16 protein-coding genes and 1 pseudogene are annotated in these 15,603 nt (G+C 36.6%); 9 read left to right on the forward strand and 8 right to left on the reverse strand.

Features of this window, described 5'->3' with window-relative positions:
- Positions 1-37 precede the first annotated feature (37 nt).
- The 4 genes from purB to ACQ86H_RS11535 form a co-directional block, all read right to left on the reverse strand.
- On the reverse strand, positions 38-1,384 hold the full coding sequence (purB, locus tag ACQ86H_RS11520; RefSeq protein WP_138821787.1) for an adenylosuccinate lyase: 1,347 nt from the start codon (positions 1,382-1,384) through the stop codon (positions 38-40).
- A gap of 117 nt (positions 1,385-1,501) precedes the next feature.
- Positions 1,502-1,708, reverse strand: coding sequence for a hypothetical protein (locus ACQ86H_RS11525; protein ID WP_138821786.1), 207 nt, complete (start codon positions 1,706-1,708; stop codon positions 1,502-1,504).
- 142 nt (positions 1,709-1,850) lie between these two features.
- Positions 1,851-2,072 carry a hypothetical protein gene (locus tag ACQ86H_RS11530; protein WP_138821785.1) on the reverse strand — a complete coding sequence of 74 codons (222 nt, stop codon included), beginning with the start codon at positions 2,070-2,072 and terminating at the stop codon, positions 1,851-1,853.
- Positions 2,073-2,202: 130 nt separating this feature from the next.
- Positions 2,203-2,421 (reverse strand): hypothetical protein, encoded by a 219-nt coding sequence (locus tag ACQ86H_RS11535; RefSeq protein ID WP_025142864.1) that lies wholly within the window; start codon positions 2,419-2,421, stop codon positions 2,203-2,205.
- Between the two features lie 562 nt (positions 2,422-2,983).
- Between ACQ86H_RS11535 and ACQ86H_RS11540 the strand changes: the two genes are divergently transcribed.
- From ACQ86H_RS11540 to ACQ86H_RS11555, 4 genes are all read left to right on the forward strand, one after another.
- Positions 2,984-3,550: an RNA polymerase sigma factor gene (locus ACQ86H_RS11540; RefSeq protein WP_121283153.1), complete on the forward strand. Its 567-nt coding sequence runs from the start codon at positions 2,984-2,986 to the stop codon at positions 3,548-3,550.
- Positions 3,551-3,556: 6 nt separating this feature from the next.
- Positions 3,557-4,651 carry a trypsin-like peptidase domain-containing protein gene (locus ACQ86H_RS11545; protein ID WP_431294932.1) on the forward strand — a complete coding sequence of 365 codons (1,095 nt, stop codon included), beginning with the start codon at positions 3,557-3,559 and terminating at the stop codon, positions 4,649-4,651.
- Between the two features lie 163 nt (positions 4,652-4,814).
- Complete coding sequence (locus ACQ86H_RS11550) at positions 4,815-5,450, forward strand: peroxiredoxin (protein ID WP_215127985.1); 636 nt, start codon at positions 4,815-4,817, stop codon at positions 5,448-5,450.
- Positions 5,451-5,651: 201 nt separating this feature from the next.
- Positions 5,652-5,849, forward strand: coding sequence for a cold-shock protein (locus tag ACQ86H_RS11555; protein ID WP_029276380.1), 198 nt, complete (start codon positions 5,652-5,654; stop codon positions 5,847-5,849).
- Positions 5,850-7,376: 1,527 nt separating this feature from the next.
- On the opposite strand, the gene ACQ86H_RS11560 is transcribed toward ACQ86H_RS11555, so the two are convergent.
- The 4 genes from ACQ86H_RS11560 to ACQ86H_RS11575 all read right to left on the reverse strand — a co-directional run bounded on the left by ACQ86H_RS11560 (position 7,377) and on the right by ACQ86H_RS11575 (position 11,085).
- Complete coding sequence (locus ACQ86H_RS11560) at positions 7,377-8,564, reverse strand: THUMP-like domain-containing protein (RefSeq protein WP_138821782.1); 1,188 nt, start codon at positions 8,562-8,564, stop codon at positions 7,377-7,379.
- Positions 8,565-8,650: 86 nt separating this feature from the next.
- The gene (locus tag ACQ86H_RS11565) at positions 8,651-9,913 is read right to left on the reverse strand and encodes an aspartate kinase (RefSeq protein WP_431294933.1); all 1,263 of its coding nucleotides are present in this window, start codon (positions 9,911-9,913) and stop codon (positions 8,651-8,653) included.
- Position 9,914: 1 nt separating this feature from the next.
- Complete coding sequence (locus ACQ86H_RS11570; RefSeq protein WP_138821780.1) at positions 9,915-10,382, reverse strand: GNAT family N-acetyltransferase; 468 nt, start codon at positions 10,380-10,382, stop codon at positions 9,915-9,917.
- Between the two features lies 1 nt (position 10,383).
- Positions 10,384-11,085 (reverse strand): YggS family pyridoxal phosphate-dependent enzyme, encoded by a 702-nt coding sequence (locus ACQ86H_RS11575; protein WP_138821779.1) that lies wholly within the window; start codon positions 11,083-11,085, stop codon positions 10,384-10,386.
- A gap of 12 nt (positions 11,086-11,097) precedes the next feature.
- Here ACQ86H_RS11575 and ACQ86H_RS11580 point away from each other — a divergent pair, with 12 nt between their 5' ends.
- The 5 genes and pseudogenes from ACQ86H_RS11580 to ACQ86H_RS11600 all read left to right on the forward strand — a co-directional run bounded on the left by ACQ86H_RS11580 (position 11,098) and on the right by ACQ86H_RS11600 (position 15,406).
- Entirely contained in the window at positions 11,098-11,580 is a 483-nt protein-coding gene (locus ACQ86H_RS11580; protein ID WP_431294934.1) for a DUF4296 domain-containing protein, read from the forward strand.
- On the forward strand, positions 11,577-11,711 hold the full coding sequence (locus ACQ86H_RS11585) for a hypothetical protein (protein WP_431294935.1): 135 nt from the start codon (positions 11,577-11,579) through the stop codon (positions 11,709-11,711). The genes ACQ86H_RS11580 and ACQ86H_RS11585 overlap by 4 nt, the downstream gene beginning before the upstream one ends.
- 1 nt (position 11,712) lies before the next feature.
- Positions 11,713-14,091 carry an endonuclease MutS2 gene (locus ACQ86H_RS11590; RefSeq protein WP_431294936.1) on the forward strand — a complete coding sequence of 793 codons (2,379 nt, stop codon included), beginning with the start codon at positions 11,713-11,715 and terminating at the stop codon, positions 14,089-14,091.
- Between the two features lie 379 nt (positions 14,092-14,470).
- Positions 14,471-15,183, forward strand: a pseudogene (locus tag ACQ86H_RS11595) (PQQ-dependent sugar dehydrogenase).
- Complete coding sequence (locus ACQ86H_RS11600; protein WP_431294937.1) at positions 15,164-15,406, forward strand: PQQ-dependent sugar dehydrogenase; 243 nt, start codon at positions 15,164-15,166, stop codon at positions 15,404-15,406. Before ACQ86H_RS11595 ends, ACQ86H_RS11600 begins: the two are co-directional and overlap by 20 nt.
- Positions 15,407-15,603: the final 197 nt, after the last annotated feature.

The raw sequence follows: 15,603 nt of genomic DNA on the forward strand, positions 1-15,603 counted from the left end.
CTTTGCTGGCTGTCTGCTTAACGTCAATTTAATTTTACTAAAAAACGCCAGTGTAATTAAATGGAGTAATAGTTCTCAATTGCACTTTTATGGCTTCCGAAACTGCTAAGCCTTCAATAAACTCTGCAATACTAGCTGCATTAATTTTTGAATTGGTTCTGGTTAATTCTTTTAAGGCTTCGTAAGGGTTAGGGTAGTTCTCTCTCCTTAAAACTGTTTGAATGGCTTCGGCAACAACTGCCCAGTTTTCATCTAAATCTGCATGTAAAGCAGCTTCATTTAATAAAATCTTATTTAATCCACGTAAAGTAGAATTAATGGCAATTAAAGTATGCCCAAAAGGAACACCAACATTTCTTAATACTGTAGAGTCCGTTAAATCTCTCTGTAAACGCGAAATCGGCAATTTAGCAGCAAAGAACTCGAAAAGTGCATTTGCAATTCCAGCATTTCCTTCTGCGTTTTCGAAATCGATCGGGTTAACTTTATGTGGCATAGCTGATGAACCGATTTCTCCCGCTTTGATTTTCTGTTTGAAATAATTTTTCGAAATATAGGTCCAGATGTCTCTGTCTAAATCGATAATGATGTTATTGATGCGTTTTAAAGCATCGCACTGTGCGGCAAACTGATCGTAATGCTCAATCTGTGTAGTGTGTTGAGCTCGGGTTAAGCCTAATATTTCATTTACAAAATGATTCGAAAAATCAACCCAGTTTAATTGAGGATAAGCAATATGGTGTGCATTGAAGTTTCCGGTTGCACCACCAAATTTTGCGCTGTTCGGGATAGATTTTAAACTTTCCAGCTGAATGCTTAAACGTTCGGCGAAAACCAAAAATTCTTTTCCCAGTTTAGTAGGAGAGGCCGGCTGACCATGCGTATGTGCCAGCATCGGAATATCCTTCCATTCTGTTGCCAGTGCGTTTATTTTTTCGATTAAAGAATCAATCGCCGGGTAGTAACTTTCGTTCAGCGCCAGTTTGATAGAATAAGGGATGGCGGTATTGTTGATATCCTGAGAGGTTAAGCCAAAATGGATAAACTCTTTATAGTTTTGAAGGGATAAAGCATCAAATTTACTTTTGATAAAATATTCAACCGCTTTAACATCATGATTGGTTACTTTTTCAGTTTCTTTAATTTCCAGCGCATTAGCTTCTGAAAAATTTTCGTGTATTTTACGTAATTCTGCATAAAGATTTCTGTCAAAACTCTCCAAGCCAGGCAAGTTGATTTCGCAAAGTGCGATAAAATATTCGACTTCTACAAAAACACGGTATTTAATCAGTGCTTCTTCCGAAAAGTAAGCAGCTAAACTTTCGGTTGTTTTTCTGTAACGGCCATCAACAGGTGAAATAGCTTGTAGTGATGTTAAATTCATTATGCGGATTATATTTTTGCCGCAAATTTACGACAATTGATGGATTTTAAGGTCTAGATGCCTAAAAATAAAAAAAGCCTTAGGTGTACTAAGGCTTTTTCAAATGGTTTGATAAAACTATTTTTTAACTTTAGTAGTATCAGTTTTAACAATAGTGTCTTTAACGGTTGTGTCTTTTACAGTAGTATCTTTAACTGTAGTATCAACAACTGTAGAATCAACTTTGGATGAATCTGTTCCGCCATCTTTCTTCTCTGATTTACAAGCTACAACAGATAGAGATAAAGCTAGAGCTAAAAAGCCCATCTTGAATAAATTTTTCATTGTCTTTTTAATTTGTTTGGTTATTAAAATTAATTAATCACTAATTTATATAAAAAAGCTGGAAAAGTAACCCGGTTTTGTTAAATAAAAAAGGTCAATATGTAAAAAATATCGACCTTTTTATGTTATTTAGTTGAAATAACTAGTGTTTTACTTCAGTTTTTTCGGTTGTTGCTTTAACTGTAGTGTCTTTTACAGTAGAATCTTTAACTACTGTATCAACTTTAGTTGTATCAGTAACAATTGTAGAAGAATCGGTCACTGTTGTATCAGTGCCATCTGCTTTTTTAGATGAATCGCCACAAGCAGCGACAGTTAAAGATAAAGCAAGGGCTAAAAAGCCTAATTTGAATGCATTTTTCATCTTGATATATGTTTTAGGGTTTAATATATACTATTAATACTAAAAATTTGAAAAGGTAACCTCCTTGTTTTTTGCAAATAAAAAAGCCTTTGAAAATGGATTCCAAAGGCTTTATTATAAGTAAGTTAAACTAGTGTTTAACTTCAGTTTTTTCTGTAGTAGTTTTTACACTAGTATCTTTTACTGTAGAATCTTTAACTACTGTATCTTTTTTAGTAGTGTCAGTAATTACAGTTGAAGAATCAGTAGCTGTAGTATCAGCACCTTCTGCTTTTTTCTCTGAGTTACAAGCAACAACTGATAAAGATAAAGCTAAAGCTAAGAAGCCTAATTTGAATGCATTTTTCATTTTGAATATTTTTTAAGTAATTAATTAATTTACCTGTTAATACCCATTATTAAAAAAGGTAACCCAAGAAAGTGAAAAAAAATGAAAAAAATGAAAAAGGCTTCTGATGTATAACCAGAAGCCTTTTTTATGGTAAAGTTAGACTAGTGTTTAACTTCAGTTGTAGTAGTAGTAGCTTTTACAGTTGTATCTTTTACGGTAGAATCTTTAACTGTAGTATCTTTTGCAGTAGTATCAGTAACGATAGTAGAAGAATCAGTTAAAGTAGTATCAGCACCTTCAGCTTTTTTTCTGATTTACAAGCTACAACTGATAAAGATAAAGCTAAAGCTAAAAAGCCTAATTTGAATGCATTTTTCATTTTTGATTTTTTTAGTAATTAATTTCTTATTAATGCCGCAAAGGTAAAAAGGTAACCCGATAATTTTCAGAAAAGGTAAAATATTTTTTTCTGGCGATTTGGGTTACCGTTTGCTTTTAGTTTGTATTAAGTAATTATAGCAGCAATAAATATTTTTTTGTCTAATATTGGGTTACTATTTATAGAAAAATGTATTAACTAGTGAATAACAGTTTAAAGAGTTCAGTTCCAACAGATAGAGAGGTTATTTTAGGTATTCTAAATAACTCAGAAGATACACTTAACAAGTTATACAAAGCGTATTATGCGATGGTTTTGCAGTTTATCCTAAACAATAACGGTGATGAAGATGATGCAAAAGATGTTTATCAGGAAGGCATAATAATTTTATATAACAAAATTAAGGCTGGTAATTTTGAGCTCAGCAGCAAGCTGAAAACTTATATTTATTCGGTCTGTAGGCGTATCTGGCTAAAAAAACTTAGTCTGAACAGTAAAAAAGCCGGTAATATTACCGATTATGAAGATGTATTTGCTGTTGAAGAAGATGTAGAAAACCATGAAGAAAAAGATGCTTCTTTTGCAAAAATGCAATCGGCACTTGATCACCTTGGCGAACCTTGTAAAACCATTATTCAGGATTTTTATATCCACAATTTATCCATGCAGGATATCTGCGAAAAGTTCGGTTATACCAATACCGATAATGCAAAAACGCAGAAATATAAATGCCTGCAAAGGTTAAAGAAAATATTTTTTCAACCATAATTTGAAATGAGAAACGATTTGGAGTTAGATGCAATTATTGAAGATTATCTTTTAGGTAAACTTAATGCACAGGAAATGGAAGCTTTTGAACAGTTACGTCTTAATGATGCCACAGTAGATCATAAGGTAGTTTCGCATAAGTTCTTTTTAGCATCTATGGATACATTTGCAGAACAGCTGCGCTTAAAAGAACAATTAAATCATATTCATTCAGAAATTGATGTGGAAAGTCTGGCTTCTACACTTAGGCCTCATCCTTCACGTGTAGTTCAATTGTGGCGGAAACATAAATCTGCAATTGCAGTGGCTGCATCTTTTGTTGTACTTTCTTTGGTTTCTATCTACTCTATTCAACATAGCACTCAACAGGCAGAGCGCTACAGACAATTAAGTAATCGGGTAAATAATGCCATTAAAACACAAAATAGCTTAATCAGAAACATTAAGCATAACAATGCAACTTCTGATAAGCCTAGTACTCAGAATAGTTTTGGTGGTACTGGTTTTGCCATTTCTACCAATGGTTACATTTTAACTAACCTGCATATCATTAATGGAGCTGATTCTTTATATGTTCAAAACAGTAAAGGAGAGTCATTTAAAGTAAAATCGATTTATACAGATCCTCAGAACGATATCGCAATTCTTAAAATAAACGATAAACACTTCAGTAACTTATCTTCTATTCCTTATGCCATTAAAAGAAATACCAGTAACATTGGCGAAATTGTATACACTTTAGGTTATCCAAAAGACGATGCTGTACTTGGAGAGGGTTATGTGAGTTCTAAAAATGGTTTTATTGGAGATACCACTCAGTATCAGGTAGCCATTTCGGTTAATCCAGGTAATAGCGGCGGTCCGGTTTTAGACAATAACGGAAATTTGGTTGGTATTATCAGTGGCAAGCCAGATCAGACTGAAGGTGCAGCCTTTGCCATTAAATCAAAATATATCTTAGAGGCCATGAGGGCTATTCCCCAGGATTCATTAGGCGTAAATAAACTTTCTGCCAACAAAAAGAGCTTGCTGTCTGGTTTAAAACGTACCAAGCAGATCGAAAAAATACAAGATTATGTATTTATGATTAAAGCATATTAAAAATAATACCCCAAACAAATTAATATTCTTAAACCCTGTAGATTAAATTCTTCAGGGTTTTTTATTGGAATTGTAATTTGGAGGTCTGAAATTAATATTAAATCTATGTATTTACTATAGTATTGTTTAGATTTGTTAAAGTCAAAATTAAATTAATAATATCATGAGTATAAGATTAGGCGATACCGCACCGAATTTCAAAGCCAACACATCTATTGGCGAAATAGATTTTTACGATTATTTAGGCGATAGCTGGGGCGTGCTTTTTTCTCATCCAGCTGACTATACGCCTGTTTGTACTACTGAATTGGGCAGAACTGCTGCATTGAAAGGCGAGTTTGAAAAAAGAAACGTTAAAGTTCTGGCATTAAGTGTTGATTCTGCGGAGTCGCATAAAGGATGGATCAACGATATCAACGAAACTCAAAATACTTCTGTAGAATTTCCAATTATTGCCGATCCGGATAAAACAGTGGCCAACCTGTACGATATGATTCACCCGAATGCTTCAGAAACATTAACCGTAAGGTCGTTGTTTGTCATCAGTCCTGATAAAAAGGTGAAACTAATCATTACTTATCCGGCATCTACTGGAAGAAATTTCAATGAAGTATTGCGCGTAATTGATTCTTTGCAGCTTACTGCAAATTATAGCGTAGCTACGCCGGCAGATTGGAAAGACGGAGAGGATGTAATTGTGGTAAACAGCATTAAAACGGAAGATATTCCGGCTAAATTCCCTAAGGGACACCAGGTAATTAAACCCTATTTGCGTACAACACCTCAGCCAAATAAATAATCGATTTTTATAGTAACGCAACATTTTTGTTGAACGGAGCAAAATGGCTTGTGTTAAATTCGTAATTTATTATATTTGGTAGTTTTGTTTCAATATTAACGCTTAAAATGGTTGTTTTATTTGTATTAATGCACAATTGTTTAGATGAAATGCTGATCAAGGCTTAAAAGGTTTATTTATTTATACAATTTTTTATTTTTTATGGCAACCGGAAAAGTTAAATGGTTTAATACGCAAAAAGGCTTCGGATTTATTGTGCAAGAAGACAATAAAGATTTATTTGTGCACTTTAAAGATGTTTTAGGTGGAATCGAAAGCCTGAAAGAAAACGACACAGTAGAATTTGAAGTAGCTGAAGGCAGAAAAGGTTTACAGGCAGTAAACGTTAAGAAAGTTTAAGCAATAATATAACGATTATTTCTCATGCCTACAAAAAGTCTTTCGAGAGAAGGGCTTTTTGTATTTTGTATTGCCATGTTTGTCATTCTGAACGCAGTGAAGAATCCCCTAACGTATGCATACTGCCTTCTGGACTGTAACTTTGCACAAAGGTCGATTGGCATTTATGTTGTGCTCCCTACTTGCGGATTCCTTATTCTGTTTAGGATCACAGTTTACTAATATCATTAATGGGTTTTGACCTATTTTTTGAAAAGCAGCAGTTGCGGTACTTCGGTTTCGATAGTCCCGCCATTTGCTTAATCCCGATTGAAATCCTCTGAGAATAAAATATAATACTTCAATCGGGATAACGCTGTCTGTCGGGTTTATTTTACAAACAATAGCAGTACTATTTAAGCCAGCTAAACCCGATCTTAGCGAGATGCCGATATTTTCATCGGCAGAAGTGGGAGCGGGGCTGTGGGATCCCAATGGCTTCTGGACCTGCTTTCCAAAAAAAATTAGTTGGTTTTGATTTAATATTTGTAGGTTAAAGATTCTTCACTGCGTTCAGAATGACAGAATCAATAGAGGGATCGTCATCTCGACCGGAGCAACGCGAAGTGGAGAGATCTATTTAGACAGATTTTGCTTTGCAGAGCCTTCGGATTCCCGGCCGCTGCAGTCGATAGCTATCCTTTAGGTTCGCTTATAATGAGATATTATGTAATTGGCTCTGGCATATTTTTTTTAAAAAGCAGCAGTTGTGTTACTTCTGTTTCGATAGTCACGCCATTTGCTTAATCCCGATTGAAATCCTCTAAGGATAAAATATATAATACTCCAATCGGGATAACGCTGTCTGTCGGGTTTATTTTACAAACAATAGCAGTACTATTTAAGCCAGCTAAACCCGATCTTAGCGAGATGCCGATATTTTCATCGGCAGAAGCGGGAGCGGGGCTGTGGGATCCCAATGGCTTCTGGACCTGCTTTCCAAAAAAATAGTTGGTTTTGATTTAATATTTGTAGGCTAAAGATTCTTCACTGCGTTCAGAATGACAGAATCAATAGAGGGATCGTCATCTCGACCGGAGCAACGCGAAGTGGAGAGATCTGTTTAAACAGATTTTGCTTCGCAGAGCCTTCGGATTCCCGGCCGCTGCAGTCGATAGCTATCCCTTAGGTTTGCTTATAATGAGATATTATGTAATTGGCTCTGACATATTTTTTTGAAAAGCAGCAGTTGTGGTACTTCTGTTTCGATAGTCTCTCCATTTGCTTAATCCCGATTGAAATGGTCTATGAATAAATATAATACTCCAATTGGGATAACGCTGTCTGCCGGGTTTATTTTACAAAGATAGCTGTACTATCAGCGCCAGCTAAACCCGATCTTAGCGAGATGCCGATATTTTCATCGGCAGAAGCGGGAGCAGGACTATGAGATCCCAAAAGCTTCTGAAACCTGCTTTCCTAAACAAAGTAATTGGCTAAAGATTCTTCACTGCGTTTAGAATGACAGTGATTAATTTAGAATGACGATTAATAATATTGAATAATTGAAGCCTTCAAAATCACATTTTCTCCATTTGCAATCTTTGTAAAAATCAAAAACTGCTGCTGATCGGCTTTGATTTTATATTTCTTTACTAAATCTTCTGGCTTTGCAGGGTAATTGCGGACAATGACATTGCCTTTTAAATTTGTCTCCTTTTTCAGTTCTCCTGTGTTTAATATGGCTTCAATTTTGAATATACGACCAGGAAATGCTTTATTTGTCGAATCAGATGTAAATAATTGGGTTTGGGGATGCAGTTTTAAGAGATTGTAAGTTGATGCGATTAAGTTAAAAGCACCTGATTTTAATAAGGCAGCATCTGGCTCGTACAAATAATGATCAATGCTTAGGCTTTCGGCAAATTGTACAGCTCCGTTAGCTGCCGATCGGTAAAAGGAAAAGTCTTTTTCAACTTTATTATTGAGCGTTACTGCAATTATTTTAGTGTCTTTATCGAATCCCTTATCGATTACCCATAAGAGCTCTTTACATTCGTTTTTTACACTTACAATGTGTATTTCACTCACCTGGTTTAATTCGGCCAATCCAGCTGAAATATCAAGCAATGGGGCAGTTTTGATGATAATCCTTGACGATTTCTTTAGTAATGCATCTAAATGAGTCACTATGTCGGGTGTACAGTCTTTCAGCATAAAAACTTTGCCCTTTTCTGCTCTTCGGGCCGGATCTACATAAATGGTGTCAAATGTGGTATCAGTTTTTTGAATATACGCAATGCCATCTTCTGCCTTGAATTTGATATTTTTTGCGTTTAATGTAAGCGCGTTATGTTGTGCTATTGCCGATAATTCGGGATTGATTTCGCAGTGAATAACTTCTTTAACTTTTTTAGCAAAATAGTAAGTATCTACACCAAAACCTCCTGTTAGGTCGATTAAAGTATCTTCGTTGGCAAGCTTTGATTTATATTTTGCCGTGATCTCGGAAGAAGTTTGTTCGATGGATAAAACAGGCGGGTAATAAATATTTTCGGTATGGAACCAAGTTGGTAATTTCTTCTCTGATTTCTTTTTTGCCGTAATCTGTATCGCTAATTCTGCAGAAGTGATGCCTTCGAAAGGACTTTTAGCTAAAGCAATTTGATTTACATCAGCATTTAAGTTGGTATTGATGTAATCTTGTACGGCTTTGGCTAAAAGTTTGTTGTTCATTTTTGGAGTAGTATCAAGTATCAGGTAGGAAGTATCAAGTAGAGGGTATTAAGACGGACTCATATCTTCCCACCTCTGACCTCGGACTATTTATTTTTCATCACCATTTGGCAGGTATGGCGGCTCTTCACTTCGAGTAAAATATCCTTCTCAACTGTTACACGATCAATTGTTTGCTGGTTGTAATAACGGATGGTTACCAGTTCCAGACCCTTGTTGTATTTTACTGTAAACTCGTTTGACAGGTCTTTAATCAGTTTTTCAATCTGGACAGGATGATCATCAACACTCACCGAAAAGCTGATTGCAGAGTTAAGCATGGTATTGATTTTGATTTTATGCCTATGGAAAAGCTCAAAAATATTGCTCAGGTTTTCTTCAATAATAAAAGAATAATCTTTAGGGAAGATAGAAATCAATGCTTGGTTGACCTTGAAAATGAAAGAGGGGATAGGCAAAGGATTGTTTTCTTTCGTAATGGCTGTTCCTGAACCTTCTGGCTGTATAAAAGATCTTACAAAAAGCGGAATGCCTTTGTTTTGAAGCGGTTTGATGGTTTTGGGATGGATTACCGTTGCACCGTAATATGTAAGTTCTATGGCATCATGATAAGAAAGCTGGGCAATTTTTTCTGTCTCATCAAACCATTTTGGATCTGCGTTTAATACACCCGGAACGTCTTTCCATATGGTTAAAGCTGCTGCATCCAGACAGAAAGCAAATATAGCTGCCGAATAATCAGAACCTTCGCGACCTAATGTTGTGGTATAATTTTCACTTGTTCCGCCAATAAAGCCTTGTGTTACAATGATATTATCGGTTAAAAGTGGTACTAAATCTTTTTGGATAACCTGGTTGGTTTTTGTCCAGTCTACTTTTCCTTCCTTGTACGTATTATCAGTCTGGATGTAGTTGCGTGCATCGACCCAAAGGGTTTTATTACCCATTTCGTTTAACCAGGCTGCTACAATTTTAGTAGAAACTACCTCACCGATGGATACAATCTGATCGTAAATATAATCCGGATTGTTATCAGGTTCATCCTCAATTAACCAATCGATTTCGACAAAGGTATTGGCTACGTCATCATAAACCGGATGGTGTTTCCCCTGAAAAAGTTCGTCTATAATGCTGAAATGGAAATGTTTAATTTCTTCAAAAATTTCATGTGCCTCATCATTTTGCGAGAGGAAAGCATGGGTTAGGTCTTCCAACCTGTTGGTAATTTTGCCCATGGCAGAAATTACGATCAGCAGGTTTCCTTTTTTATAATCGCGAACAATATTGGCCAGATTTTTTACACCTGCCGCATCCTTTACCGAGGCACCTCCAAACTTAAAAATATCCATATTAAAATGCCTTGATTTGTGCTGTAGACAGCGCTGCGTTTAACCAGCCGCTTTCTAAATGTGCTTTATATTTATTGTAAAAATTGATGGCCGGCTCGTTCCAGTCCAGTACTTGCCAAACCATACCGCTGTAATTGCCGTTTTTGGCTTCTTCTATTACCTTTTCGAATAATATTTTGCCCAAGCCTTTTCCCCTGAATTCTTCTGTTACAATAAAATCTTCGAGGTATAACCTGCAGCCTTTCCAGGTGGAGTAGCGGGTATAATATAGGGCAAACCCAACAATTTTATTGTCAACTTCAGCAACAAAAGCTTTCCAAACAGGGTTTTTGCCAAAGCCGGCATCGATAAAATGGTCTAAGCTAACAGTTACTTCTTCAGGAGCGCGTTCATAAACGGCAAGTTCGTTAATCAACTCTAATATTCTTGGGCAATCTTCAGCGGTTGCAAACCTGATGTTAAAATCCATATTAGTTAGCAGAAATATCGTTTTTAAAATGTTTAATTACCCTTTTTCCAAAAATACTGCTGCCAATGCGTACCATTGTACTGCCTTCTTCGATCGCGATTTTATAATCGGCACTCATTCCGGTCGATATTTCTTTAAAAGAATCCTCTTTACGGAAGAAACTCACTTTTATGCCGTCAAAAAATACTTTCAACTCGTGAAATTCGATCGTTATTTGCTTTTCGTTTTTGGTATTGGTGGCAATACCCATTAATCCGACAATACGGATATTTTTTAATTCAGCAAAGGCTTCTTCACGGAGAAGTTCAATCACTTCATCAAAGCCGAGTCCAAATTTAGTGTCTTCATCAGCAATGTAAACCTGTAGTAAACAATCGATTACGCGTTTGTTTTTTGCCGCTTGTTTGTCGATTTCCTGCAACAGTTTTAAACTGTCTACCCCATGTATTAATTTTACAAAAGGTGCAATGTATTTAACTTTATTTGTTTGTAGATGGCCGATGAGGTGCCACTCGATATCTTTTGGAAGTTGTGCTTCTTTTTCAACCATTTCCTGTACATGGTTTTCACCAAAAATGCGCTGTCCGGCGTTGTATGCTTCTAAAATTGATTCAATTGGCTGTGTTTTTGAAACTGCAATCAGTTTTACTCCATCTGATTCAACTTCGCTTTTATATTGTTTAAGATTATCAGCTATGCTCATTTATAACTATTTTTGGTAAAATTAATAACCTTGCCGCAATTTGGGCAAAAAATAATATTTAAATTAAGCATGAAGAGATTAATATGGGTTTTAATGACAGCTATATTATGGTTTGGATGTAAGCCTGGTATACCTGATGGCATTATTAAACCTGATAAAATGGAGAAGATTTTATACGACATGCACATTGTTGATGGGTACCTTTCCAGTATTTATATAGTAGATTCTGCAAAGAAGGTTGGTGCAGGTTATTATAAGGGGATTTATAAAAAATTCGGTACAGACTCTGCCCAATACAATAAAAGTTTACTCTGGTATAATACAAATCCTGTAGCGCTGGAAGCTATGTATAAAAACATTCAGAAAATGTTGGCTAAACAAAAAAAAGGAACAGAGTTAGCCGATTTAATAATTAGGAAAAAACAGTTTAAAGCTGATTCGTTGGTGATAGCAAAGAAATTTAAAGCCGATTCTCTTGCGATCAGAAAAAAATGAAACCAGATTCTTTATCAAAGGTTAAAGCTGTGGCGGCAATTGCCAAAAAGAAAAAACAGGCCGATTCACTTATCAATATAAAAAAAGCTGGAGTAGTGAGTGCATTGCCCACACCAGCCGTAGTACAATAATATGTTATATCCCGAAAATTGTTTAGAACGTTTAGGTTTTGTGGAAATCAGGCAACTGATCAGCAAGCATTGTTTGAGCCCCATGGGGCAAACGATGGTGGAAAAGATGCAAGTGATGAACCGTTTTGATCAAATTGATAAATTTTTACGTCAAACAAACGAGTTCAAGAGCATCCTGCAGAATCAGGAACCCTTACAGATCAATACCTTTTTTGATATCAAATCGCTGGTTGAAAAAATCAGGGTAGAAGGAACTTATCTTTTAGAGGATGAGTGGTTCCAGGTATATACTTCCTTACAGACCGTTTTTTCGGTGCTTCGCTTTTTTGAAGAAAGGGCGGAGGTTTATCCAACGCTCGAAGCTTTATTTGAGCATTTACCAATCGAAAAAAACATTCTGCGTAAAATAGAAACGGTGATTGATGCCAAAGGAAAGATTAAACCCAATGCATCAAAAGAATTGCAGGAGATTACTTCGGCTATTTCTAAAGCGGAGCAAGATGTTCGAAAGCGTATGGATTCGATCTACAAACAGGCTATAGCCAATAATTGGGTTGCCGATGGTAGCTTAACTATTCGTGATGGCAGGATGTGTATCCCGGTCTTGGCCGAGAATAAGCGCAAACTTAAAGGTTTTGTGCATGATGAATCAGCCACAGGGCAAACCGTTTATATTGAGCCAGAAGAGGTTTTTACCTTAAACAACAAACTGCGCGATTTAGAATTTGACAAACGTCGCGAAATCATCAAGATTTTAATTGCTTTAACAGACGATCTTCGTCCGTATTCGCCATTATTACTTTCTTACCATGGTTTCCTTACTAAATTGGATTTTGTGCGTGCAAAAGCATTGTTTGCTTTAGATATTGAAGCCGAAATGCCCGGTTTATTAAAGGAGCCGAAAGCCAGGCTAATCAATGCCAGGCATCCCTTGTTATCCATCTCTTTCGCAGCTGAAAAGAAAAGTGTTACCCCATTAAATATCCATATCGATGCTGAAACGCGTGTGGTCCTGGTTTCAGGACCAAATGCCGGTGGTAAATCGGTTTGCATGAAAACGGTTGGTTTACTGCAGATTATGTTGCAAACAGGCTTGTTGATTCCCGTTGATGCAAACAGTGAAGTGGGTATTTTTGAGAATATTTTTGCCGATATCGGCGACGATCAATCGATAGAAAGTGATTTAAGTACTTACAGTGCACACCTGAAGAAGATGCGTTATTTTGTAGAGCATGCTTCGCCAAAAACGATGGTGCTGATTGATGAGTTTGGTACAGGTACCGATCCACAGTTTGGCGGACCAATGGCAGAGGCTGTTTTAGAGGTGTTGAACAATAAAAAAGTGAGAGGTGTAATTACCACCCACTATTCTAACTTAAAGTTGTTTGCAGGGAATACACCTGGTTTGGAAAATGCATCAATGCTTTTTGATAATGCAAAGATGAAACCGCTTTACATTTTAGAAATGGGCAAACCCGGAAGTTCTTATGCTTTCGAAATTGCACAGAATATTGGTTTGCCAAAAGAAGTGATCCAGTTGGCTAAAGAGAAAACAGGATCTAACCAGAACCGGGTAGATACAATGTTGGTTGATCTGGAACGTGAAAAGAAAAATGTTTATGATGCGAAAGTAAGTTTGGCCAATCAGCAGAATAAGGCCAAAAACCTGGTTGCCGAAAATGAAAAGTTAAAAACATTTTTAGAAGAGAATAAAAAAATCCTGATTAAAGAAGCGAAGCAAGAGGCGCAGAATATTATTAAAAATGCCAATAAACTGGTAGAAAATACCATTGCCGAGATTAAGGAAAAACAGGCCGATAAGGAAGTTACTAAAGAGCTCCGCCAGAATTTGCAGCGCGAACTCGCTAAAAATACTATACCAAAAGAGCGCCCTAAGCCGGCACCAGTAGTTGTAGGAGGTGAAATTGGAGTGGGCGATCTGGTTAAATTTACGGATAGCGAAACTATTGGCCAGGTTTTGGAAATTAACCGGAATGAACTGGTTTTGGCCATTGGCGATCTACGTTCGACAGTGAAGAAAAACCGTGTACAAAAGGTTAGTAACCGGGAAGCTAAAAAAGTGATTCAGAGCGGTGCACACTCGTTTGCCGGACGTATGAATGAAGCGGTATCGGACTTTAGGGCCGAATTGGACCTGCGCGGAAAACGCACGGAAGATGCCTTGTTTGAAGTTGAAAAATACCTGGATAAAGCCATTATGCTTGGTTTTCCTTCTATTAAACTGATACATGGTAAAGGTGATGGGATTTTGAGGAAAATGATCAGAGCGTATTTACGAAAATATAGCCAGGTGAATAGAATGGAAGATGAGCATGCAGATAGAGGTGGAGATGGGATTACGTATGTATATTTGAATTGATGAGTTAGATTTGAGACAGGAGATGTGAGATGGGGCAGGCGTCATCTCGACTGAAGCGTAGCGGAATGGAGAGATCTGATGTATTGGTATTGGATGTTACCATCGGGCACTGAGAAAAATCCTGTATGCTAAAACTAAACTCTATTTATCATTTAGCCTGTCAGATGGAAACATCTGACAGCACACAAACTTTATAGCCGTAACTGTGTTATTTTTAAAACGTTACGGTTATGAAAAAAAATCTTACTCTGCCTTCTTGTGGTATTATTTACCACAACTTGCAAAAAAGACTGACAATAGTAATGAAGATCCAGGCTCTCTGCCTGATGTAGAATTAAAAACAAAAGTTGTTGTTTCAGGATTAACTTTACCATGGGAAATGGTATACGGACCTGATAATTTCATCTGGTTTACTGAGAAAGCAGGGAAAATTAGCCGTTTGAATCCTTCAACCGGTCAAATTACGCCATTATTAACCATTTCTGAAGTACGGACCAATGGCGAAGGAGGTTTATTGGGCATGGTCTTACATCCTGATTTCACTGATAATCCTTATGTATATGTGATTTATGGATATGGAAGCACTTACAAAGCGAAAGTGGTCCGTTATACTTATAGCGGAGGGAATTTAACCGGTCCATTGGTTTTACTCGATCAGATTCCTGCGGCTTCTATGGCTCACGCTTGTTGATCAGCGGTGGTAAATTGTTTATTAGTACCGGCGATGCATCCGATACGGCCAATCCTCAAAATATAAATTCATTGGCAGGCAAAATTTTAAGGATCAATTTAGATGGTTCTATTCCTGCAGATAATCCTTACCCAAATAATCTGGTTTGGAGCTTAGGACATCGCAATGCGCAGGGATTGGTTCAGGTGGGTAACAAAATATTTTCTTCAGAACATGGTCCGGATTCGGATGACGAAATCAATATTATTGAAAAAGGGCGAAATTATGGTTGGCCGAACATTAAAGGTTTTTGTAATGAAAGCGGTGAACAATCGTTCTGTAGTTTGAACAATGTGGCAGAGCCATTAATCAACTGGACACCTTACCATTGCACCAAGTGGTTTGGCTTATTACAACAATGATTATATTCCTCAGTTTAAAAATTCGTTGTTGTTAGCGGTGTTGAAAGGAACTAAGCTGATGCAGTTAAAATTAGATGACACACAGACCAAAATTACAGCAACGAAAGATTTTTATGTGAATACTTATGGTAGGATCAGGACTGTTTGCCAATCGCCTGAAGGCAAAGTTTATATCTGTACCAGCAATGGAAGTGATGATAAGATTGTAGAAATAGCGAAATAGGCTTATTTCTTTTTATTACCCGGGCACTTTTTACAGCGTTTACCTTTTTTAAATTTTTCACAACATTTTTTGTGTTCAGCGGTACAGCTGAAAATAAAACCCATCCCTTTTTGAAATTCTGGATCAGTAGGTAATATGAACTGGCTTTCTTCTCTCTCGTAAATCATTGCTGTACAAAGGTAATGGTTATTTAGATT

This window comes from Pedobacter sp. P26, assembly GCF_050632135.1.
Taxonomy (GTDB): Bacteria; Bacteroidota; Bacteroidia; order Sphingobacteriales; family Sphingobacteriaceae; genus Pedobacter.